The following is a 23,484-nucleotide window of genomic DNA, read 5'->3' on the forward strand; positions in this document are numbered from 1 at the left end:
TGATGAAGCTTTCCAGGATTCACCTTGCGTTGGTCGCCGCTGGCATGAGCCACGGCATGGTCATGGCTGACCAGAGTGTGAGTGATGTCGGCACCATTGGCGTGCAGGGCAAAGCGACTGCCGGTGGCGGTTACATGGTTCAGGAGGAAAGCATCAAGGCGCGTTCCACCGTGACCAAGGAGGCGCTCGACAAACAGGCTGCCACCGGTAACGCGATCGACAAGCTCAAGTACACCCCGGGCCTGAATATCTCCAGTGAAGACGCCACCGGTCTTTCGGGCTTCCGTTTTACCATGCGCGGGCTCAACTCCGATCAGGTCGGCATGTCGGTAGACGGCATGCCGATCAATGACTCCGGCAACTACGCGCTGTATTCCAACTTGTTGGGTGACCCGGAAAACATCGATCAGATATTCGTCACCCAAGGCTCTGCCGAAAGCGATGGCCCGCATATCGGTTCCAGCGGCGGCAACATCGGCATTGTGACCATTCGGCCCACCAAGGAAACCGGCGCGTTCGTCAAGCAGGTGGCGGGCAGCAACGGCACTTACAAGACCTTTGCACGCCTTAATACCGGCGAGATCAACGGGCTGAGCAACTGGCTGTCGATGTCTCACACCGAAGGCCAGAAATGGCGCGGTGATGGGGCGGTGCGCGCTGACAAGGTGGAATGGAACAGCTTTTTCGACATGGGTTCGGGCAATACGGCCAACCTGATTCTCAAGTATCACGAACAGGACAACAACAGTTACAGCCAGCTCACCAAGAGCCAGTTCCAGCAGGGCGGGCGCAAGTTTGACCCTTATCCTTCGACGCCTGCGCTGGGTAGCAACGGCAAGCTGTCCAGTTATTATGAGCTGGCACAGAATCCGTTCCAGACCTTTACCGGGGTGCTCAATAGCCAATTCAAACTGGCCGACAACTTGGCCCTGTCGGTCATCCCGTATTACTTCTGGGGTAACGGCAGCGGTGTCAACAGCTCTTCTTACGCGCTCAACCGCGGCTCGAATCAGAACGGCGTATTCGACCTGAGCAACCTGCCGACTGCAGCGGCCTACAACGCGGACGGTTCATCGACCACTGGCGTTTATTACCGGCCTTCGCGTACCCAGACCTGGCGTCCGGGCATCACCACCAAACTGAACTGGGATGTCAACGACGAGCACAGCGTGCAAGTCGGCTACTGGTATGAGCGTGCGCGCCAGTTGCAGACCCAGCCGTTCATCCGTCTGAAGAGCAACGGCAAGCCGCAAAGCATCTGGCCAGATTCCGATTACATGGTCGATGCCAACGGCAATGAGATCCAGGGTCGGGACCGCTATACCGTAACGCCCGCACAGAAAGTCTGGGCTCAGGACACCTGGTATTTCGCCCCGGACTGGACGTTGATTGGCGGCCTGGCTTACATGAATGTGAAGCGCGAAGGCACCAACCACGGCAGCCTGACCGAGCGCCCGGAAGAGCGTGACCAGACGTATAACAAGTTGCTGCCCAATGTAGGTCTGAAATACCAGCTGGATGAACGTGATCAACTGTTCTACAGCCTGTCGCGCAACATGCGCGTGCCACAGAACTACGCACTGTATGACCAGGGTGCCGGTTTTATCAACAGCAAACCGGAAACCAGCTGGAACCACGAGCTGGGCTGGCGCTTTACCGACCAGGACACGACGCTGGCGGCCACCCTGTTCTATATGCAGTTCAAGGATCGCCAGGTCTCATCCCGCGATATCAACGGTGACTTTGCCGACATCAACGCCGGTGCAGTGGACAACAGCGGCCTGGAACTGGAGTGGAGCGGCCTGTTGCCCCACCATTTCAACTACTACACCTCGTTCACCTACACCCGCGCCAAACAGAAAGATGACCTGACCGTCTTCAACAACGGCGCTGCCATCGAATTGCCGACCAGCGGCAAGCAGTTCGCCAACGTACCCAAGAACATGCTGGCGGCCAATATCGGTTACGACGACGGCAGTTATTACGGCACGTTTGGCGGCAAGGTCACCAGCAAGCTCTACGGCGACCTGACCAACGACGAAAGCATTCCGGGGCGCACCATTTTCAATCTGGGCGCGGGTATCTATTTGCCTGTGGACAAGAAAATCGTCAAGGACGCCACTTTGCGCCTGAACGTCGACAACCTGTTCGACAAGGACTACCTGGACGGCGTTTACACCACCAAGACCAACGCCGCCAGTTACAGCGGTTTCCGCGATGGCGACCCGGCCTACATCGTCGGCGTCGAGCGTACCGTCACGGTTTCCCTGGAAGCCAATTTCTAACCCTTCATTGACCAGAGGTCTGCGCCATGGACATGAATCAGCTCCACGACATCACCTTCTATGTGATGTAGTAAGTTAAGTGGAATGCTTTTGGGCTACGCTGATTCTGTCGACGTTCTGGGGGATTGCCCATGGCCTCTATTGCCTCTTATGAGCACGTGCTTCACCGCTACCCCAGCGTTCAGCAATGGCTGGCGCTGCTCGGTAACCTGGGAAGAGCACCGGCTACCTTGGATGCCTACGGCAGGGGATTGGCGCATTACTTGCTCCACTGCGAAGCCTCCGGTCTGGAGGCTGAATCCATCACATTTGAGCAAGTCACGCTCTACATCCGTCGGCTACTGCCCGGGCAAGAAAACGCGGTGGCGAATTCGACCTTGCACCAGCGCCTCACCGCGATCCGCCTGTGGTACGACCACCTGGTGTTTCAGGGGCGTTGCGCACAGAATCCGGTACCTCGCGGCCAGCACGGCCGCCTGTGTCAGATCCCTGGACATTCAGGGTTTGTGAGAGGGCTGGTGCCTCGCCTGATAAAGCTGCCCGACATCCCCACGGATGAGCAGTGGCGTTACTTTCTCAGCATTGCGGCCAGGTCGTCTATTCGTGATCGACTTATGCTCTCGTTGGCGTACTGCGGTGCGCTCCGTCGTGCCGAACTGGTGGGCCTGAGAATCGAAGACCTGGATCTCGCCCATCGACTCATTTCAGTGCGCGCAGAAACGACCAAAGGCCGACGCAGCCGTGTCGTGTGCTACAGCCCTGACATTGCGCCGATACTTGGGACGCATCTTCATGCCCTTCGTCTGGCCGGTTGGTCGAAAGGAGCCCTGTTTCGATCCGAGTCTGATCGCAATCGAGGTTCGGCACTCACGCGGTGGACGTGGAGTAAAACGGTAGAAAGATGGGCCAGAGACTCAAATCTGTCATGCCTTAGCACACACACTTTTCGTCATCTGCGACTCACGCATTTGGCTCGTGCGGGGTGGAAACTGCATGAGTTGACGGCCTATGCAGGTCACCGGGATCCGAAGACCACCTTGATTTATGTGCACCTGTCGGGCGCGGACCTGACTGCAAGATTGGCGCATTCGGTGGGTAGTCTGGACGCCCGACTGTTCGCTGAACTCTTCAAGTCGGAGTAATCGTCAAGGGAGCATTATTGACCATGAGCTACGTGCCATTTGATGTGGATCATTATGAGCGTCAAGAGGAATTGTCGGATCTGGAGCGGACTATACTCTCGAATCGTCGGTATCGTTCTGACTGGGCCTATCTACAATCGAGTGTACCCAGACTCGTTATTCCTCTAATTGATCTCGTGGCACACGCTGGCGTTTCGGATCGATTGGCGGTCTCCTCTGTGTCCGTCATTCTCTGGTACGTTAGTAGGACTGATATCCCCTATTGGTCTTGGTCAGAAATGCAGTGGCTGGCTCTCCTCGATACCCAAGCTGGGTCGCGCCCTTATCTGGCAGCAGTCGCATACCACATGGGAGGTTTTCGTACGCCAAAGCGCATTACCAAATTTCGCCAATCTGCGATTTATGCATCATTCATTTTCGGGCACAAGATATTCAAGGATGAGCTCACTCGTTTAAGCACGGTTTTGAAATCACTGGGCTACACAGCGCGTCATCTTGAAAAATTCCTGAGTGGCGTGCTGGCGGCATTGATGTTGGAAAACGGCGACCCTCGGCTTGAAACTTTCACGGAAGTGCTTTTGATTAAAGGCCAAGGCCATCGAAGCGTGGGCATTGCCAGGCTGGTTGGCAAAGTCTCCCATGGTCTAGCTGCGCTGGGTATTCTGGATAAACCGTTACGCAAGCGTGGCTATGCTGACTGGCGTGAAAAGAGTATCGAGGGTATTGACCCTGTCTGGGTCAGTTGGTGTCGTCGCTGGCGAGACACCTCAACCTTACGTCCCCGGACACGGGAAAGTAACTACAGCTTCATGTTGAGAACCGGCATCTGGTTGACGCGCGAGCAGCCGTGGGTGAGCTCCCCCGTCGATTGGAACACATCAACCTGCGCGGCCGTCATCGCGGCGATTGACCGGATGACCGTTGGTGAGTGGGCTTTGGAGTCAGCGCTCGGTACGAAGTTGAAAGGACTTGGTCAAGCGATTGCACCGAACTCAAAGCGAGCGTTTCTGCATGCCTTACGCCGTTTTTTCATCGACTTTGAACTGTGGGGCTGGGGACGTCTAAAGTTCAGCCCCCGTCATCACCTGGCCACACCCCGTACTGTGGCGTTCAACTCGGGTATCAATCCACGCGTTATCGACGACTCCAGTTGGCTCAAGCTGGTCTGGGCGAGCCTAAACCTGGAGCGTAAGGATTTGCTCTCGGAAATTCACTACCCCTTGGCGATGGTTCAGGCGGCGGCTGTGGTGTGGACACACACCGGGCTACGCAGTAATGAAATTATGCGGCTGTCCATGGGGTGTGCGCATGCCCAGCTTCATGAGGTGGTACACGAAGACGGAACCACAATTCCACCAGAGACCTTGTGCTACCTCGATATTCCAGCCAGCAAGACATTCAAGGCTTTTGTCAAACCCGTGGCGGTGGTGGTTAAAGAGTATCCGATCCACGAACCCCACATTTCAAGCCACTGGCTGACGCCTGATGCTGTGCTCCCGTTTTCTTTCAGGAGCCAGCACCATGATGCGACCCGACGCCAAAGTCGAGAAAGTCTACCTCTATCCCAAACCCGTGGATTTCAGAAAATCCATCGATGGCTTAGCTGCTTTGGTCGAGTTGGATATTAAAGTGGCGGTCTTTGATCCGGTGCTCTTTGTCTTTCTCAACAAATCCCGGAATCGAGTGAAGATTTTGTATTGGGAGCGTAACGGCTTCTGCCTTTGGCTCAAGCGTCTCGAGTCCGAGCGTTTCAAAATCTCGCCAGATGATGTCGACGAAGCCATTGTGCTGACGGTTCAGGAATTGAATTGGCTGCTGGATGGATTTGATCTGTGGCGCAACCGTCCTCATAAGATTTTGACTCCAAGGTTTGTTGCCTGACGGGTATAATCCAGGGCATGCGACCATTGCCCGACAACCTTCCTGACGATCCCGTATTGCTCAAACAGATGCTGCTTGAGAGCTACGAAGCACGCTCGCGCGAACAGGAAGTTAAAGACGCCTACGCCACTCACATCGTTGATCTCAAAGAGCAGATCAAGCGTATCCGATCCACGAACCCCACATTTCAAGCCACTGGCTGACGCCTGATGCTGTGCTCCCGTTTTCTTTCAGGAGCCAGCACCATGATGCGACCCGACGCCAAAGTCGAGAAAGTCTACCTCTATCCCAAACCCGTGGATTTCAGAAAATCCATCGATGGCTTAGCTGCTTTGGTCGAGTTGGATATTAAAGTGGCGGTCTTTGATCCGGTGCTCTTTGTCTTTCTCAACAAATCCCGGAATCGAGTGAAGATTTTGTATTGGGAGCGTAACGGCTTCTGCCTTTGGCTCAAGCGTCTCGAGTCCGAGCGTTTCAAAATCTCGCCAGATGATGTCGACGAAGCCATTGTGCTGACGGTTCAGGAATTGAATTGGCTGCTGGATGGATTTGATCTGTGGCGCAACCGTCCTCATAAGATTTTGACTCCAAGGTTTGTTGCCTGACGGGTATAATCCAGGGCATGCGACCATTGCCCGACAACCTTCCTGACGATCCCGTATTGCTCAAACAGATGCTGCTTGAGAGCTACGAAGCACGCTCGCGCGAACAGGAAGTTAAAGACGCCTACGCCACTCACATCGTTGATCTCAAAGAGCAGATCAAGCTGCTGCGTGACCGTATTTTTGGTCGAAAGTCCGAACAAACCGTCGAGCCTAATACCCCTCAACTTGCCTTGTTCAATGAACCTGAAAGCGAGCCTATGCTCCCGGTCGGCGATGCTGATGAGGAAGTAGTTGCTCCTGCGCCACGCCGTGGCAAGCGCAAGCCACTGTCGGCTGATCTGCCGCGCATTGAAGTCATCCACGAGCTGCCCGAACACGAACTGACCTGTGCCTGCGGTTGCCGCAAGCATGTCGTCAGCGAGGAAACCAGCGAGCAACTGGATATCGTGCCGATGCAGATTCGGGTGATCAAACACATCCGCAAAGTCTACGGCTGTCGTGGCTGTGAGTCGGCACCGGTCACAGCCGGCAAGCCTGCGCAGTTGATTGAAAAGAGCATGGCCAGCCCCAGCGTGTTGGCCATGCTGCTGACCACCAAGTATGTCGACGGCTTGCCGCTGCATCGTTTTGAAACGGTGCTAAGCCGACATGGCATAGAAATCCCGCGTCAAACGTTGGCCCGCTGGATTATCCAGTGCGGCGAACATTTGCAGCCGCTGTTAAATCTGATGCGTGATCGATTGCTGGAAAGCCCGGTCATCCACTGTGACGAAACCCGCGTTCAGGTACTGAAAGAACCAGATCGAGACCCGACCAGCCAATCCTGGATGTGGGTACAGGCCAGCGGGCCTCCAGATCATAAAGTCGTATTGTTCGACTACACTTCCAGCCGCGCGCAGGACGTACCGTTACGGCTGCTGGAAAGTTATCGCGGCTATGTGATGACTGATGATTACGCGGGCTATAACGCGCTGGCGTTACAACCGGGCGTGGAGCGCTTGGCGTGTATGGCCCATGCGCGGCGCAAATTTGTCGAAGCACAAAAAGTGCAACCTAAGGGCAAGACCGGGCGTGCCGATATCGCGCTGACGATGATCAATAAGCTGTACGGTATCGAGCGCGAATTGAAAGACGGCAGCGACGAACAGCGCTTTACCGGTCGGCAGGAGAAAAGCCTGCCAATCTTGGCTCAGTTGAAAAGCTGGCTGGATAAAACTCAGTCCCACGTGACGCCGCAAAGCGTGCTGGGCAAGGCAGTTGGTTATCTGGCGAATAACTGGAGTCGGCTGAAGCGTTACGTGGAAGCCGGCTTTTTACCGATCGACAACAACCCGGCAGAGCGCGCAATAAAGCCGTTTGTTATTGGGCGCAAAGCCTGGCTGTTCAGCGACACGCCTAAAGGCGCCACCGCCAGTGCACAGATCTATAGCTTGGTCGAGACCGCCAAGGTCAACGGCCAGGAGCCCTATACGTGGCTGCGCCACGTACTGGAGAGGTTGCCACTTGCGCAGTCGGTGGCCGACTATGAGGCGTTGCTGCCGTGGAACTGCTCACCGGAAATGCCAAGATAAACGGAAGCCGCATCTGATGGTAGGTGTGGTTGGTGGATCGCTTACGTTAAAGAGCGAATCGACGCCTGGCTTAAAGAAAGACCGGTGAACCAGGCACCACTTCTGGATGAACGAACCGGGGAGAAGGTCAGTTACCTGTTTCAGTTTCGGGGCAAGCGCATGGGCGTGGGAGTCATCAACCGTACGATTATCCCGATGCTATGTGCAAAGGCCGGTGTCCCGCTAGACGACAGTCGCGGTCGTATTACCAGCCATCGGGGGCGCGCCTCGGTCGTTACTGCATTGGCGAGTGTTCCGCAGGGCATGTCGCTAATGGAGCTGATGCAGTGGTCTGGGCACAGTTCCCCCAGTTCTACGCTCCATTACATCCGCATCCGCCCCACCAAGCTGGCTGCATCATTTGTCAAAGCTGATCAAATGTCTCACATGGTGTCAGTGCTTATCGACCACGACGTAATCGCACGACGTTCATCTGACCCTTATACCTTTTATGATCTGGGCGATTCGTACTGTTCAAATCCGTTCTGGAGCAGTTGCCCTCATCGAATGGCGTGTGCTGGCTGCGATTTTAATATTCCCAAAGCCAGTGCCAGAGCGCAGGCTCTGGAAAGTAAAGCGTCCATCGGACATTATCTGGAGGCCGTGCCCCTGACGGCCGATGAGCGGGCTATTGTTGAAGGTGACCTGGAAAAATTGGATGGGCTTATACGCAAGCTCGATGATGTGCCGACGCTGGATGGCAGAACGCCCAGTCAAATCGAGGCTAAAAAACACCGATAATCGTGGGCACTCTGATTTGAGTTTTTTAGTCGCCTAGGAAATTATTTAGTTCCCATGACTCACGGTCAGTTAATAACCTCTTGAAATTCAGGTCAACGCTATTTTCGATTTTTACATTATTCAATCCCGATTCGGGAGGTGTGCTTGCCATCATGACGCGTGATTTATGGAAGTCTGCAAAATTGAAGATACTTGTCATATTTTTGCTTTTTAAGTCTACATCTTTAAAGATCACAAATGCAGATTTTATGTCTTTGTTTTTTGTTTCGCTAAGCCACTGGAATTCCTGTTTACAGAAATCAGAACCCAGCCACTCTGGCGTTATGAAGAATGCCATTTTTTTTGCGTGCGCAATTCCGTTTTTGTACCCGACATCCCAAAACGGGTTTTGCATTTTAAATACATCTACATGTTGTAGTTTTTCAAGTTTTGTAAATTTGTTTGATTGCAGGCTGATTGCATCAAGATAATGAGTTGCGGCATCGTGCGGCGAGTTTTCATCCGGATGTTGAGATCTGTATAAATCATGACGAAACTGCATTGCCAACTCGAAGCCTCCTTCCCGAGCTCCAAAAGAGACAATGTTCTTTACGCCATCTGTTAATTTTAGTACATCATGGATTCCGGCTAACTGCTCAAGATTTAAATTTTTCAAGGTGCCAAGTGACTTCTCGAAAAACCATCCACCATCAGGTCTGCCTAAATCACTGAGTCTGTCTGCAACATGTTCTTCAATGTTTTTACTGTCTATATTAGTGGTGGAAGAGGTTCCTGCCGATTTAACTTGGCTGGCCTCTACATTAGTCAGATTGCCATGTTGAGCTCTGTTGAAAGAGCTTAAAGGATTTGCGTGCATGTATGCCTCCAGACGTTGCTTCTAACAACTTAGCTCTTCGTGGCTTTTACCCATGATGTGGTTCCCAAATTGGCGGGAGATCTACTTGAAGGCCTCTCACGTAGAGAATTTTTGTTAGGACGTAAGGGGTTGATTTTCCATTCCACATAAACGCCGCCATCGCGATTGCGATCTTCGTCGCGATTGAACGCGGCATCTACTTTGCCTACGTGCGTCGCCAGTCGCGGGCGCTGCAAACGGCACTCAGCGCGTCAGTGCACAGTGAAAAAGACCTGCCGGAGACGCTGACCCGCCGCACCAGCCTGCCGCTGGAAATGGTGTTGCCGGTACTGGCGCAGAAAAACGCTCACGGTTCACGCCGGGACCTGGATGACGTCATTGAAACCCAGTACCTGAGCACCCGCGCGCCGCTGTCCCGCAGCCTCTGGCTGATCGAAACCATCACCACCGCAGCGCCCTTGCTGGGGTTGCTGGGGACGATTCTGGGCATCATCGATACCTTCAAAGCCTTGGCCAGCGCCGGGGTGTCCGACCCCGGGCAGATTTCTGCCGGTATCGGTACGGCGTTGTTCGCGACAGGTCTGGGTATTGCGATTGCGTTGTTCTGCGTGGTCTTTCACAACTACTTTCAGGACAGCCTCGAGCGCATCAACGATCAACTCAAGATCCTCCTGATCCGTGCCGCCAGCGGCGCGCGGGTGCAGGGTGAAATGCCGCATCCGGTCGCCATTCCCCAGCCCGGTTTCCGGACGGCATGATCAACACATCGGCGCAGGTCTCTGACGTGTGCCGCTTTCGCCTGTTCTGGCCATGAGACTGCCATGCACTTCTCTATCTGGTTTCGCTCGACGTCCATACGCTACCGCAGCCTGATTGCCGCATTGCTGCTCAGCAGTCCGGTTGCCTATGCAGATTTCGCCATTCCCGGTTTCGACCTGGTGCACACCGTGCCCGTCGGGACCGACCTGCAAACCCCGGACCTGCGAGCGCCTGGCGATGTCTGGCGCGAGCTGTTCGATGGGGCTCGCGAGCGTATCGATATCGAACAGTTTTATGTGGCAGATCAGCCAGGCTCGGTGATGGGCAAGGTGCTTGAAAGCCTGACCGCAGCGGGGCAGCGCGGGGTAAACATCCGTTTTCTGCTGGAAGAGAAAGGCTTGAAGCTTTCCGATCCAGAGACCCTTGAACGCTTGCGGGCGATCCCCAACCTCACCTTGCGGGTGCTGCCTTACGCCAGGCTGACCGGCAGTGGCATCATCCACGCCAAGTTTTTCGTGGTGGATGGCAAGCAGGCATTTATCGGCAGTCAGAACTTCGATTGGCGTTCACTGGAACATATTCACGAAACCGGTTTGCGTATTGACGAGCCCACGGTCGTGCGACAGACGCAGGCTGTGTTCGATCAGGACTGGCTTGCCCAGGCGGCCATTGCCGACGGCAAACCTGTGCCGGTTGCTGTTTCTGGTGCGCCGCCTGCCAGCGGCGCATCGCCCGGTGGCAATTATCTGGTCGCCAGCCCACAGCGCTATAACCCGTCGGGCGTGCGCGACTCCGAGACCGAACTGCCGCGTTTGCTGGCGCAAGCCAAAAGCGAGGTTCGTGTCCAGTTGCTGGACTACGCACCGCTGTCCTATGGGCCTGATAAAACCCGGCCGTATTACGCGGTCATCGACAACGCCCTGCGCAGCGCCGCCGCCCGTGGCGTGTCGGTCAAACTCATGGTTTCAGACTGGAACACCGGCATGCCCGAGGTCGCCTATCTGAAAAGTCTGGCTCTGGTGCCCAACATACAAATACGCATCGTGACGTTGCCAATGGCCGCTCAGGGTTTCATCCCCTACGCACGGGTGATCCACAGCAAAACCATGGCGATTGATGACCAGGTCGCCTGGGTCGGCACCAGCAACTGGCTCGGCGGCTACCTCGACAACTCGCGCAACCTGGAAGTGGTGATGCACGACAGCACGATGGCCAGGCGCATCGGCCAGTTGCATGCACAGCTCTGGGAGGGGCCGTATGCCAAGCCCATCGACATCAATCGCGACTACCCGCAACCGCATCCGGGAAGTTTGAATGCAGCTCCCCACTAGGCCCCCACGCATCATTCCGCCACAATGACGCCCTTTACCCACCAGCCTGCTGCAGGCTGTAAACGGATTGGTGCTGCTGATGATGTTCTCCCTCAAACCGTGGTCGCGGGGCCTGGCGCTGGCTTTGCCATTGGCCGTTTTGCTGGCGGCGTGTGACAAGTCCGATAAACCGGTAACGCCACCGGCTGCGCCGCACACCACGTACACTCAGGCCTCTTGGGAAGCGCTGCCAGCGGTTTCCGATGCCGATTTGCAAGCCGGTTTCGCCGCATGGCGCAGCGCGTGTGTTCGTTTGAAGGCCGATGCGGTCTGGGGGCCGACGTGTGCGGCGGCGGCGAGCGTTGCGGCGGCGCCGGATGCGACGCAGATTCGTACGTTTTTGCAGGGCCAGTTGCAGGTTTACAGCTTGCGTGCCGACGGTGGCAGTGCGGATGGCCTGATTACCGGCTATTACGAGCCTGTTTACCCTGGCAGCCTGACCCGGACAGAGACGGCCAATGTGCCGGTATATGGCATTCCCGATGACCTGATCGTGGTCAATCTGGACAGCATTTACCCTGAGCTTAAAGGCAAGCGTCTGCGCGGCCGGCTTGAGGGGCGGGTGCTCAAGCCTTACGACGATGCCGCGACCATCAACGCGCAAGGTTTGAATGCGCCGGTGATCGCCTGGCTGACCGACCCGATGGACGTGCAGTTCCTGCAGATTCAGGGCTCCGGGCGGGTCAGTCTGGAAGACGGCTCACAGTTGCGTCTGGGCTACGCCGATCAGAACGGTCGTCCTTATCGCGCCATCGGCCGTTGGCTGGTGGAGCAGGGCGAGTTGAAGAAGGAAGACGTGACGATGGGCAGCATCGCTGCCTGGGCCAAGGCGCATCCGGAGCGTATCAGCGAGTTGCTGGCCAGTAACCCCAGCTACGTGTTTTTCGGCCGTAACCCGGACAGCAACGAAGGCCCGCGTGGCTCGCTCAACGTGCCACTGACGCCGGGTTACAGCGTAGCCATCGACCGCAAGGTGATTCCGCTGGGCAGCCTGCTCTGGTTGTCTACCACGCGACCGGATGGCAGCAGCGTGGTGCGCCCGGTTGCTGCGCAGGACACTGGCGGTGCGATTGCGGGTGAAGTCCGCGCTGATCTGTTCTGGGGCACTGGCGATGAGGCCGGGAAGCTGGCAGGTGACATGAAACAGAAAGGCAATATCTGGTTGCTGTGGCCCAAGGGCATGGCATTGCCGCAGACTGTCGATGCAGAACCTGCGCCCGCCAGCCACTGATTTAATTCGATCCTCCCCTTGAGCGGCTATATATCCGATCCATAGGATATATAGCCGCAAGTGCGTAAAACCCTCGAATCAGCCCCGTTTGCCCCCGATTGTCTCCAGATCTACAATTTTGTAGCGCCAATAAAATGTCGAAAAACGAGTAATTTACCGCTCATCGGTAAATTGTGGACGCCATATATCGGTTTATTGACACTGTCACAATGACATTACACATTAGTATTAATGCTTTTCCACTGGGGTTGTGCCTGGTGGCCCCAATTGAGGTCGTACAGAATGAGTCGTGCTGACGATGTGGCCAATCTGTTTCAACGTTTCGGCGCGAGCTCGGACGGTTATCTGGAGACGGACAACAGCCTGGATTATCAGGAATCTTCCGTTTCCAGCACCCCGTCTGTTGCACTGCAACGCGCGACCTCTCAGCCGTCTATCGAGCAACCATGCGCAGAGCAATCGGCGCAAAACAACGCGCCGGCACCTGATTCGATAACGCCCGATAAAACCAGGCGCATAGCCGCTGACACATTGGCGAAACTGCTCGCCGAGGCTGTTCAGGCGCGGGAGGCCGAGGCGCAGGCGCGTAACAACGAAGCATTGGCTCAGTCGATGGGCAAAGAGCAACTTTCCAGAACCCCGGCACACGTCATTGCGGTGGTGTCAGCCAAAGGCGGGGTGGGTAAAAGCACCTTGAGCGCGGCGCTGACCAGCCTGGTCAAAGTGCCTGGCGGGCAGACGCTGGCCATCGACCTCGACCCGCAGGACGCCTTGCAGCACCATCTCAACGCCAGCCCGGATGTGGCAGGCCTGGGGGGTGCCAGCCTCAGCGGCGAGAACTGGCGTGCCCTGTTGTTGAACGGGTCTGCCGACGCCGACACGCAGTTGTTGGCCTATGGCTCGCTGCAGCTTGATGAGCGTCGTTCTCTGGAGCGTTTTCAGGAAAGTGACGCGCACTGGCTGGTCCGGCAGATTGCGCGCATGCAATTGAGTGCGCGCGACGTGGTGATTCTCGACGTGCCGTGCGGTGATTTACTCATGCTGGAACAGGCACTCAATGCCGCCAGCCAAGTGCTGGTCGTGCTCACCGCCGATGCGGCGTGCTACCTGACGCTGGACCAGATGCAGGGCTGGCTTGAGCCCGTGCTGGCCGGTCCGCAGCCGCCGGTCTGTCATTACGTCATCAATCAGTTCGATGCATCGCGCACGTTCAGTCGCGACATGCGCGATGTCATGGCAAAGCGTCTTGGCGGGCGTTTGCTGGGCATCGTGCACAAGGATAACGCGCTCGCAGAAGCGCTGGCTTACGGACACAACGCAGTACAGGTTCCGAGCGCCTCCCCAGGCACTCAGGACCTGCGCGTGCTGAGTCACTTGCTGATCACCAAACTGCTGACTCAGGACGTAGAAGAGACCCGATTGTCATGACTAACCTGTCGCTCGACGCGTCCCCATCCCGGACGCGCTCATCGCTGTGGCTGAATGCTTTGTCGGAAAGGTTCGGCCAGCAGTCCAGAACCCTGCGCCGCGCACTGAAAACCGTGGCCATTGTTGTAGGCCTGCTGCTGATGGCACTGGTCGTCACGGTGCCTCTGGATCTCTACGCGCAGTGCTTTTTTGCCTTGGCATGTTTTGCCGCGATGCTGGTGATTCGCAAGATACCAGGGCGCATTTCGGTGCTGGCGCTGGTGACGCTGTCGTTGCTGGCGTCGTTGCGGTACATGTACTGGCGGCTGACCTCGACTCTGGATTTTGATAACTGGCTGGACAGCCTGCTGGGCTACGGGCTGATCGTCGCCGAGTTCTACACGCTGATCGTCATCGTGCTGGGTTACGTGCAGACGGCCTGGCCGCTGCACCGCAAGCCTGTGATCATGCCGAGCGATTCCAGCCAGTGGCCGACTGTGGATGTCTTTATCCCTTCGTACAACGAAGCGCTGAGCATCGTCAAACTGACCATTTTTGCTGCGCAGTCCATCGATTGGCCGCGAGACAAACTGCGTGTTTACGTGCTCGATGACGGCCGCCGGGAAGACTTTCGCGAGTTCTGCGAGCAGGTCGGTGTTGGCTACCTGACCCGTGAAAACAATTATCACGCCAAGGCCGGTAACCTGAACGAAGCGCTCAAGTCCACCGATGGCGAATACATTGCCATGTTCGATGCCGATCACGTGCCGACCCGCTCGTTTCTGCAGGTCGCCATGGGCTGGTTCCTCAAGGACTCAAAGCTTGCGATGTTGCAGACGCCGCACTTTTTCTTCTCGCCAGACCCGTTCGAAAAGAACCTCGACACCTTCCGCAGTGTGCCCAACGAAGGCGAACTGTTTTACGGCCTGTTGCAGGACGGCAACGACCTGTGGAACGCAACCTTCTTCTGTGGCTCGTGTGCGGTGCTGCGGCGTTCGTCGCTGCTGGAAATCGGCGGCGTGGCCACCGAAACCGTGACCGAAGATGCGCACACCGCGCTGAAGCTTAACCGCGCCGGTTACAACACGGCGTACCTGGCGATTCCGCAAGCGGCGGGGCTGGCGACTGAAAGCCTGTCGCGCCACGTGGCCCAGCGCATTCGCTGGGCGCGTGGCATGGCGCAGATCTTTCGCACCGACAATCCGTTGCTGGGCAAGGGCCTGTCGATCGGCCAGCGGCTGTGCTACGCCAACTCCATGCTGCACTTCTTCTATGGCTTGCCGCGTCTGGTATTTCTCACTGCGCCACTGGCCTACCTGCTGTTCGGTGCCGAGGTCATGCACGCCTCGGCGCTGATGATCACCGCTTACGTATTGCCGCACCTGGCGCACGCCAGCCTGACCAACTCCAGGATTCAGGGGCGTTTCCGCCATTCGTTCTGGAACGAGGTCTACGAGGCCGTGCTGGCCTGGTACATCATGGGCCCGGTATTGATGGCCCTGATCAACCCGAAATTCGGGGGCTTCAACGTCACCGACAAAGGCGGCGTGGTCGAGGAGAAGTTCTTTGACTGGACGCTGGCGCGGCCCTATATCGTGCTGCTGACGCTCAATGCCGTGGTTTTCGCGCTCGGTATCTACAGCCTGTATCAACTGGGCTGGAACAACGATGCGATCACCCTGACCATCATCATCAACATGGCCTGGACGATCTACAACATCATCATCACCAGCGCCGCGATTGCGGTGGCCAGCGAGATCCGCCAGGTGCGCACTGAACCGCGGGTGCAGGCCAGACTGCCGATTCGCGTCACCCGCGCCGATGGCGTGGTGTTCAACGCTGTGACGCAGGACTTTTCGCAGACCGGCCTGGGGCTTGTCCTGCCTGTCGATGCCGGTATCGACAGTGGCGACAGCATCACGGTGTCACTGTATCGCGGCGCGCAGACCAGCCATTTTCCCGCCACGGTGATGTTCTGCCGTGATGGCTATCTGGGCACCCGTTTCGATGATCTTTCACTGCGCCAGCAGAGTGAACTGGTACGCCTGACGTTTGGGCGGGCCGACACCTGGGCATCGACCTGGGGGCATGGCAAACCGGATACACCGCTGGCCGCGCTGCGCGAAGTCAGCCATGTCGGCGTTCGTGGCGTTGTCGAGCTGCTCAAGGCCACCCGCAAGGATTTCGGCCGCCTGTTACCCACACGTAAAAAAACCTCCCCACCTCCCGCAAACTGATGGATTGAGTAGTCATGACTAAACGGTATTTTATCGGTGCCGAACGGTTCGCCGTTCGCCGCTCATGGGCTTTGTTGGCCTGTGCGTTGTCCGTGCTCTCTACGGGGGGTGTCGCAACTGCGGCCGAAACAGCCGCTGCAAACCAGGGTTACAGCGTGACGCTGAAACAGTTGGGGCGTAATTACCCCATGAGCCTGCGCGGCGTTGACGCCACTGACAGCGTCAACTTCAACGTGCGTGCCGATCAGGTGGTCACTGGCGCGAGCCTGACCTTGAGTTACAGCTACTCACCGGCGTTGCTGGCCGATCTGTCGCAGATCAACGTCATGATCAACGACGAAGTCGCAGCGACCCTGCCGTTGCCCAAAGAGGGCGCTGGCAAGCCGCAGGTTCAGGTAATCGAAATTCCGCCGCAGATGATCACCGAGTTCAACCGCCTGAACCTGCAGTTTATCGGCCACTACACAATGAGCTGCGAAGACCCCAAGCATTCCAGCCTGTGGGCGCGGATCAACAACGACACGCGTCTGGACATCCGTGTGACGCCGTTCGCGCTGCCCAACGATCTGGCCATTTTGCCGCTGCCGTTCTTCGACCGTCGCGATGACCGTGACGTAAACCTGCCGGTGGTGATGGGCGCGGCACCCGACAACGCCACGCTGGAAGCCGCCGGTGCGCTTGCGTCGTGGATCGGTGCGGCCAAGACCCGCTCGCGGATGGCCAGCTTCCCGGCGCACTTCAACGAGCTGCCAGCCAAGGGCAACGCGCTGGTGTTGCTCAAGGGCGACGGCCCGCTGCAACTGGGCGCTTTGACCATGCCTGCGCCAAAAGGCCCGACCCTGACGATGGTGACGCACCCCAACGACCCGAACGGCAAGTTGCTGGTGATCACGGGACGTAATTCCGCCGAGCTGAAAAAAGCGGTCAACGCGCTGGTGGTCGGCGGGCAGAGCCTGGTCGGCAGCAGCGCGCTGATCGAACGGGTCGACATGCTTGCGCCGCGTAAGCCGTATGACGCGCCGAACTGGCTGCCGAGTGATCGGCCGATCAAGCTTGGCGAGCTGATGCCTGCCAACAAACTGAATGTGTCCGGTTACGATCCGGGTGACATCACTGTGCCGCTGAACCTGCCGCCAGACCTGTTCAGCTGGCGCGAAGACGGTGTGCCGCTGAACCTCAAATACCGCTACACGCCGCAGGAGCGCTCCAACAATTCGTCGATCATGGTCAGCCTCAACGACACCCTGATCAAGGCCGAGCCACTGCCTTCGATCGATAACCTGAGCAATTCGATCCTGGCCCGGCTGACCGGTGGCAACGACACAGTCAGCCGTGAAGCGCACGTGTACCTGCCGCTCAATTCGGTGGCGCTGCAATCGCGTCTGCAACTGCGTTACATGTTCGATTACCTCAAACAGGGCGAATGTGGCGACATCATCATCGACAACATGCGCGGCAGCATCGACCCGGAATCGACTCTGGATTTCAGCGGTTACGACCACTTTATGGCGATGCCCAACCTGGGCGTGTTCAAGGACTCGGGTTTCCCGTTCACGCGTCTGGCTGACCTGTCGCAAACGGCGGTAGTGCTGGCTGACCAGCCGAGTACCGAAGACGTCAGCGCGTACCTGAACGTGCTGGGCCGTTTTGGTGAGTCCACCGGTTACCCGGCGACCGGCGTCACAGTGATGCAGGCCGCACAGATCGCCAGCGCCGCCGACAAGGACATTCTGGTCATGTCTTCGGGGCCCGATCAGCCGTTGCTCAACCTGTGGGCCAACCGCCTGCCGACCTCCGGCAACGGTCAGCAGCAGGGTTTCGAGCTTTCCGATCTGGCGTTCCGCCTGCGTGACTGGATGAGCCCGGACCCGGATGAAAACCTGCGTCGGGCGCGGGTGGCGATGGCGTTCTCCAGCGATGCGCGCAGCACCTTTCTGACCGGCTTCGAATCGCCGCTGCACAAAGGCCGCAGCGTGGTGCTGATCTCCAGTGGCCAACCCGGCGGCATGAGCGACGTGGCCCGTGCGCTGAGCAACAGCGACAAGGTGCAGGGCAGTCTGGTGGTGGTGCGTGGCGATTCCGTCGAAGCACTGGTTGCCGAACAGAATTACTACGTCGGTGATCTTGGGCCGATCAAATACGTGCAGTGGCTGATGTCGCGCAACGTGCTGTGGCTGTTGCTGGTGGTCGTCGTGGGTGTGGTGCTGGTCACCGGGGTGGCTTACCTGACCCTGCGTTCGCTTGCCAAACGCCGACTGGAGCATGAATAAGTCATGCCGACCCTGGTAATCAATTTGCGCCGCGCTGTTGGCTGGATGACCGGTGTGCTGGCGTCGGCGACGCTGACCCCGGCTCTTGCGGCCAGCACCTGCGACGGCCCGGCCTGGCCGTTCTGGCAGGACTACGCCACGCGCTACGTGCAGGCCGACGGGCGCATGCTCGAATCCAGCCTGAAAGCCAACCACAGCACCTCCGAAGGCCAGTCCTACGGCATGCTCTTCGCCTTGGTGGCCAATGATCGCGCGCGCTTCGACACGCTGTGGACGTGGACTGCCGAAAATATGACCGGCGCCGACCCCAGGACACGCCTGCCCGGCTGGTTGTGGGGGCAGGGCGAAGATGGCAGCTGGAAACTGCAGGACGCCAACTCTGCGTCCGACGCCGACCTGTGGATCATCTATGCGCTGCTGGAAGCCGCCCGCATCTGGCAGCACCCGGCGTATCGAAACGATGCGCTGGCACTGCTCAAGACCGTTGAAGCGCGGCTGGTGGTCAACCTGCCGGGGCTGGGCAAGATGCTCCTGCCCGGCCCGGAAGGTTTCGTGCAGCCCGACCACTTATGGCGTTTGAACTCCAGTTACCTGCCGGTGCCGCTGTTACGGCGTCTGGCCAGGGAAGAGCCGGCCGGGCCATGGAAGGAAATCGCCGACAACACGGCAAAACTGATCGACGCATCCAGCCCGAAAGGCTTTATCGCCGACTGGGTGGGTTATCGCGGCACATCACCGAAAACCGGGCTGTTCGTGGTCGATCCGGTCTCCGGCGAGCTGGGCAGCTATGACGCGATTCGCGTCTACCTCTGGGCGGGCATGACGCCTGCGTCCGACCCGTTGGCCGCACGCTTGCTGGCGCGTCTCGACGGCATGGCGGTCAGCACGGCCTCCAGCGGTACGCCCCCGGAAAAAGTCCAGGTGATGAGTGGCGCGAGCCAGGGCCAGGCGCCGTTTGGTTATTCGGCGGCGTTGCTGCCGTACTTCCAGGCCAAGGGCCAGACGTGGCTGGCGGAACAGCAGCAGCGCAGGGTCGAAGCCGGTGTCAGCACGGCGCTGGCCCGCGACCCGACAGACCGTACCGAACCTGCCTATTACAACCTCATGCTCAGCCTGTTTGCCTTGGGCTGGGTCGAAAAACGCTATCAGTTCCGTGAAGACGGGACCCTCAAGTTGTCATGGGAGACGTCATGCCCGCGCGCCGCCACACGTTAGTCATCGGGTTGGTTGCCGCGATTGCAGCCAGCGTTTCTCATGCCCAGGGCGCCACAGTGGAGGCGCAACTGATCGAGCAGGGCCAGTACTGGCAGGCGCGCTCGAACGCAGTGCGCGCCGCCGAAATCTGGCAGAAAGTCCTGTTGATCGACGCCAATCAGGTGCAAGCGCTGTATGGCATGGGCCTGATCGGCGTCAAACAGAACAAACCGCAACAGGCGCAGACCTACCTGACGCGCCTGCAAGCGCTGTCGCCAGCGCCCTGGCAGGCGGTGCAGCTGGAGCAGGACATTGCCCTCGGCCAGCCGCAAAATCAGGCGCTGCTGGATGATGCCCGACGCCTGGCCGACGCCGGTGAGCGTGACAAGGCGACCGGGGTGTTTCGCCAGTTGTTCAACGGCCGTTTGCCTCAAGGCACTGTCGGCCGCGAGTACTACACCAACCTGGGCTTCAACAATGCGGACTGGCCCGAGGCGCGCAAGGGTTTTGAACGCCTGATGCGGCAGAACCCTGACGACTCGATTCTGGCGCTGTTCTTTGCCAAGCACCTGGCCCGCCGCGAAGACAGCCGCGCCGAAGGCATCGCCGCTCTGGCGCGCCTGAGCACTCATCCGGACATCGCCGGCGATGCCGATCAGAGCTGGCGCATGGCGCTGGTCTGGATCGGCCCGCCTGCGGCTGCGCAAGTGCCACTGTTCGACGCGTTTCTCAAGGTTCATCCCGACGATCAGGAAATCCGCGACCAGTTGAACAAGGGTCGCCAGCAGCATGCCAGCGGCGCTGCCTCAGGCTGGCAGCAAGACCCGCTGGTGGCGCGCGGCTTGAAGGCGCTGGAAAAAAATGATCATGTGGCGGCCGAAGAAGCCTTTGCCGCCCGCCTGAAAATCAAGGCGGACGATGCCAACGTGCTTGGCGGCCTGGGCGTGGTGCGTCAGCAGCAGAACCGGTTGCCTGAAGCCGAACAATTGCTGACCCGCGCCACGCGCCAGCAGGGCGGTGCGCGCTGGAAAAACGCGCTGGAAAACGTACAGCTCTGGACCTCGCTGCAAGAGGCCCGTGACCTGCAGGCCAAAGGGCAGACCGGCAAGGCTCAAGCGTTGCTGGCTCAGGCGCAGCGGCAAAACCCTGACAATATCGACGTGCGTTTGACCCTGGCCGACGTGCAGGTGCAGGCCGGGCAACTGGACGCCGCGCAAGCGGGCTATCGTCAGGTACTGGCGACCCAGCGCGGTAATCCGCAGGCAATCCGCGGGCTGATCAACGTGCTGGCCCAGCGTGGTCAGGCTGATGAAGCGTTGCGCCTGCTCGACACATTGTCGCCAGGCGAACAGGCCAAACTGGGCGACAGCGGTCGCTTCAAGGCGCTGCGCTCCACCCAGGTGGCGCGGCTGGCCGAGCAGCGTGGCGATGTTCGCGCTGCCCAGGTGGCCTTGAAAGACGCGGTGAAGAACGACCCGGACAATGTCTGGACGCGTTTTGATCTGGCGCGCCTGTACCTCAAGACCGACGAAGCGCCCAAGGCCCGCGCGCTGATCGACGAGCTGCTCAAGGCTCAGCCCAACAATATCGATGCGCTCTACACCAGCGCGCTGCTGTCAGTGGAAATGGGCCAGTGGCAGGACGCGCAGACCACGTTTACGCGCATCCCGGTTGATCAGCGCACGCCGGACATGAAAGCGCTTGCTGACGAAGTCACCATGACCGTGCAGATCAATCTGGCCATCGGCATCGCCCGGCGCGGTCAGCGCCAGGAAGCGTTGGCGCTGCTCGATCGCTTGCAACCGGTCGCCAGCGGCAGCCCGGAGCGTCAACTCACGCTGGCCAGCGCTTACATCGATGCGGGCGAGCCCGCGCGCGGTCGGGAAATGGCCCGTGCGGCCATCGCTCAGGCCCCTTTGCCGTCGGCCGACCTGATGCTGCAATACGCCGGTCTGCTGCTCGCAGCGGGCGATGACGTGCAGGTCAATGCGATCCTGCGCAACGTGCAGGGTCAGCCGATGAGCGTGCAGACCCGCAAACGTTTTGATGACCTTTTGTACCGCTACCGCATTCGTCAGGCCGATCTGCTGCGTGAAGGCGGTGATCTGGCGGGCGCGTACGACACGCTGGCACCTGCTTTGGCGCAGCGCCCGGACGACATTCAGGCGGTGTCGGCCTTCGCCCGCATGTACACCGCCAATGGCGACAGCGCCCGAGCGTTCGAGCTGTACAAGCCTTTGTTGCAGCGCCAGCCCAATGACCCGCAAGTGTTGCTGGGCGCAGCCGATGCGGCGGTCAAAGCGCATGATTATGGCTTTGCCGAAAAAGCCCTGAGCCAGTTCCGCAAACTGGAGCGTAACGACCCGCAGACCCTGACGGAGGCCGCACGTATCTACCAAAGCATGGGGCAGACCGGCGCGGCCACCGAGTTGCTGCGCAAGGCCGTGGCCATCGAACAGAGTGAAAAACAGCGCGCGATGGCTGTGCAGGCTGTGTCGACCAGCACCACGTCGTCCAACCCGTTTGCGACGGGCGGCTCACGTAGCCTGGCGGCGGCTTCGGCTATTCCGGCTCCGGCTCAGGTGTCGCTCAGCGGTGGGAGAGCGCTTGAAACAAACAGTGCGCCTGAAATATCTGCCCCGCGTGACACCGCTTATCCCGGCCAGATCGCCGCACCACAACCGCTGTCTGCCGCACGTACGCAAAGTGTGCGCGGCAATCCGTTCATGGCAGCCACCGACCGCGATCAGGCCAGCAGCGCACAGCAGGCGCTCAATCGCATTCTTGAGCAGCGCAGTGGCTTCGTCAGTCAGGGCCTGGCCGTGCGCAGCAATAACAGCGAGTCGGGTCTGAGCAAACTGACCGTGGTCGAGACCCCGCTAGAGGTCAATTTGCCTGCCGGTGATAACCGGGTGGCCGTGCGCGTCACGCCGGTGTCGCTGAATGCTGGCAGCTTGAAGTCAGATGCAGGTGCCCGTTTTGGCGGTGGCACCAGCGGTGCTGCCGGTTCGCAGAGCGACAAGGGTGTCGGTCTGGCGGTGGCGTTCGAGCGCCCCGAAGAAGGCCTCAAGGCCGATATCGGCACCACGCCGATGGGTTTCAAATACACCACGGTTGCCGGCGGCGCGAGTGTCGACCGGCCGTTGGGTAACAACCCGGACCTGCGCTACGGCCTCAACGTGTCACGGCGTCCGGTGACGGACAGCGTGACTTCGTTTGCCGGTTCCACAGACGAGCGCAGCGGCCTGTCCTGGGGCGGCGTCACGGCCAACGGCGGGCGCGGTCAGCTCAGCTATGACGACCAGACCATCGGCGGTTATGGCTACGGCTCGTGGCACAAACTGGTTGGCAACAACGTGAAATCCAACACCCGAGGCGAAGTGGGTGGCGGCGTTTACTGGTACCTGCGCAATGCCGAGGACAGCAAACTGACCGCAGGCCTGAGCCTGATGGGCATGAGCTATGACAATGACCAGAGCTACTTCACGTACGGCCACGGTGGCTATTTCAGCCCGCAGAGCTTCTATGCCATCGGCGTGCCGGTGATGTGGGCACAGCGCACCGAGCGTTTCAGCTATCAGGTCAAGAGCTCGGTCGGGGTCCAGCACTTCAAGCAGGACGGCGCCGAATTCTTCCCCGACGACAGCACGCTACAGGCCGCTTCCGCCCAGCGCTACACAGGGCAAAGCAAAACCGGAATTGGCTACAACCTGAGCGCGGCAGGCGAGTACAAGCTCGATTCCAGCCTGTTCATGGGGGCCAGTCTGGGCCTGGACAATGCCCGGGACTATCGCCAGTTCAGCGGCGCGCTTTACCTGCGTTACATGTTCGAGGACATAACCGGCCCGATGGCACTGCCGGTCAGCCCTTACCGTTCACCTTATTCCAACTGATTT

General features: G+C 58.7%; 16 protein-coding genes and 1 pseudogene. 16 read left to right on the forward strand and 1 reads right to left on the reverse strand.

Features of this window, described 5'->3' with window-relative positions; genetic code table 11:
• Positions 1-2 precede the first annotated feature (2 nt).
• The 8 genes and pseudogenes from PSPTO_RS05355 to PSPTO_RS05390 all read left to right on the forward strand — a co-directional run bounded on the left by PSPTO_RS05355 (position 3) and on the right by PSPTO_RS05390 (position 8,264).
• On the forward strand, positions 3-2,285 hold the full coding sequence (locus tag PSPTO_RS05355) for a TonB-dependent receptor (RefSeq protein ID WP_005771478.1): 2,283 nt from the start codon (positions 3-5) through the stop codon (positions 2,283-2,285).
• A 131-nt stretch (positions 2,286-2,416) separates the two neighbouring features.
• Positions 2,417-3,427, forward strand: coding sequence for a tyrosine-type recombinase/integrase (locus PSPTO_RS05360; protein ID WP_011103385.1), 1,011 nt, complete (start codon positions 2,417-2,419; stop codon positions 3,425-3,427).
• Between the two features lie 23 nt (positions 3,428-3,450).
• Positions 3,451-4,863: pseudogene (locus PSPTO_RS05365) on the forward strand (integrase); the annotation flags it as partial.
• An 85-nt stretch (positions 4,864-4,948) separates the two neighbouring features.
• A complete protein-coding gene (tnpB, locus tag PSPTO_RS05370; protein ID WP_003409203.1) occupies positions 4,949-5,308 on the forward strand; it encodes an IS66 family insertion sequence element accessory protein TnpB in 360 nt (119 codons plus the stop codon).
• Between the two features lie 17 nt (positions 5,309-5,325).
• On the forward strand, positions 5,326-5,511 hold the full coding sequence (locus PSPTO_RS05375) for a hypothetical protein (RefSeq protein ID WP_159229438.1): 186 nt from the start codon (positions 5,326-5,328) through the stop codon (positions 5,509-5,511).
• Between the two features lie 42 nt (positions 5,512-5,553).
• On the forward strand, positions 5,554-5,913 hold the full coding sequence (gene tnpB / locus PSPTO_RS05380; RefSeq protein ID WP_003409203.1) for an IS66 family insertion sequence element accessory protein TnpB: 360 nt from the start codon (positions 5,554-5,556) through the stop codon (positions 5,911-5,913).
• 17 nt (positions 5,914-5,930) lie between these two features.
• Positions 5,931-7,484 (forward strand): IS66-like element ISPsy5 family transposase, encoded by a 1,554-nt coding sequence (locus PSPTO_RS05385; protein WP_003409202.1) that lies wholly within the window; start codon positions 5,931-5,933, stop codon positions 7,482-7,484.
• Positions 7,485-7,568: 84 nt separating this feature from the next.
• Positions 7,569-8,264, forward strand: coding sequence for an integrase (locus PSPTO_RS05390; protein WP_226992682.1), 696 nt, complete (start codon positions 7,569-7,571; stop codon positions 8,262-8,264).
• Positions 8,265-8,289: 25 nt separating this feature from the next.
• Here PSPTO_RS05390 and PSPTO_RS05395 read toward each other — a convergent pair whose 3' ends face one another.
• Entirely contained in the window at positions 8,290-9,120 is an 831-nt protein-coding gene (locus PSPTO_RS05395) for a type III effector (RefSeq protein WP_005770909.1), read from the reverse strand.
• Positions 9,121-9,266: 146 nt separating this feature from the next.
• Between PSPTO_RS05395 and PSPTO_RS05400 the strand changes: the two genes are divergently transcribed.
• From PSPTO_RS05400 to PSPTO_RS05435, 8 genes are all read left to right on the forward strand, one after another.
• Complete coding sequence (locus PSPTO_RS05400; RefSeq protein ID WP_032710981.1) at positions 9,267-9,878, forward strand: MotA/TolQ/ExbB proton channel family protein; 612 nt, start codon at positions 9,267-9,269, stop codon at positions 9,876-9,878.
• Between the two features lie 63 nt (positions 9,879-9,941).
• Positions 9,942-11,210, forward strand: coding sequence for a phospholipase D-like domain-containing protein (locus PSPTO_RS05405; protein ID WP_011103387.1), 1,269 nt, complete (start codon positions 9,942-9,944; stop codon positions 11,208-11,210).
• Positions 11,211-11,277: 67 nt separating this feature from the next.
• Positions 11,278-12,480, forward strand: coding sequence for a murein transglycosylase A (locus tag PSPTO_RS05410; RefSeq protein ID WP_005770915.1), 1,203 nt, complete (start codon positions 11,278-11,280; stop codon positions 12,478-12,480).
• Between the two features lie 282 nt (positions 12,481-12,762).
• Complete coding sequence (bcsQ, locus tag PSPTO_RS05415) at positions 12,763-13,908, forward strand: cellulose biosynthesis protein BcsQ (RefSeq protein WP_011103389.1); 1,146 nt, start codon at positions 12,763-12,765, stop codon at positions 13,906-13,908.
• Entirely contained in the window at positions 13,905-16,124 is a 2,220-nt protein-coding gene (gene bcsA, locus PSPTO_RS05420; RefSeq protein WP_005770918.1) for a UDP-forming cellulose synthase catalytic subunit, read from the forward strand. The genes bcsQ and bcsA overlap by 4 nt, the downstream gene beginning before the upstream one ends.
• Before the next feature lie 14 nt (positions 16,125-16,138).
• Positions 16,139-18,394, forward strand: coding sequence for a cellulose biosynthesis cyclic di-GMP-binding regulatory protein BcsB (bcsB, locus tag PSPTO_RS05425; protein WP_005770921.1), 2,256 nt, complete (start codon positions 16,139-16,141; stop codon positions 18,392-18,394).
• Positions 18,395-18,397: 3 nt separating this feature from the next.
• Complete coding sequence (gene bcsZ / locus PSPTO_RS05430; protein WP_005770923.1) at positions 18,398-19,609, forward strand: cellulose synthase complex periplasmic endoglucanase BcsZ; 1,212 nt, start codon at positions 18,398-18,400, stop codon at positions 19,607-19,609.
• Positions 19,585-23,481 carry a cellulose biosynthesis protein BcsC gene (locus PSPTO_RS05435; RefSeq protein WP_046463740.1) on the forward strand — a complete coding sequence of 1,299 codons (3,897 nt, stop codon included), beginning with the start codon at positions 19,585-19,587 and terminating at the stop codon, positions 23,479-23,481. Before bcsZ ends, PSPTO_RS05435 begins: the two co-directional genes overlap by 25 nt.
• The last annotated feature ends 3 nt before the right edge of the window (positions 23,482-23,484 follow it).

This window comes from Pseudomonas syringae pv. tomato str. DC3000, assembly GCF_000007805.1.
In the GTDB taxonomy this organism is placed as follows: domain Bacteria; phylum Pseudomonadota; class Gammaproteobacteria; order Pseudomonadales; family Pseudomonadaceae; genus Aquipseudomonas; species Aquipseudomonas avellanae.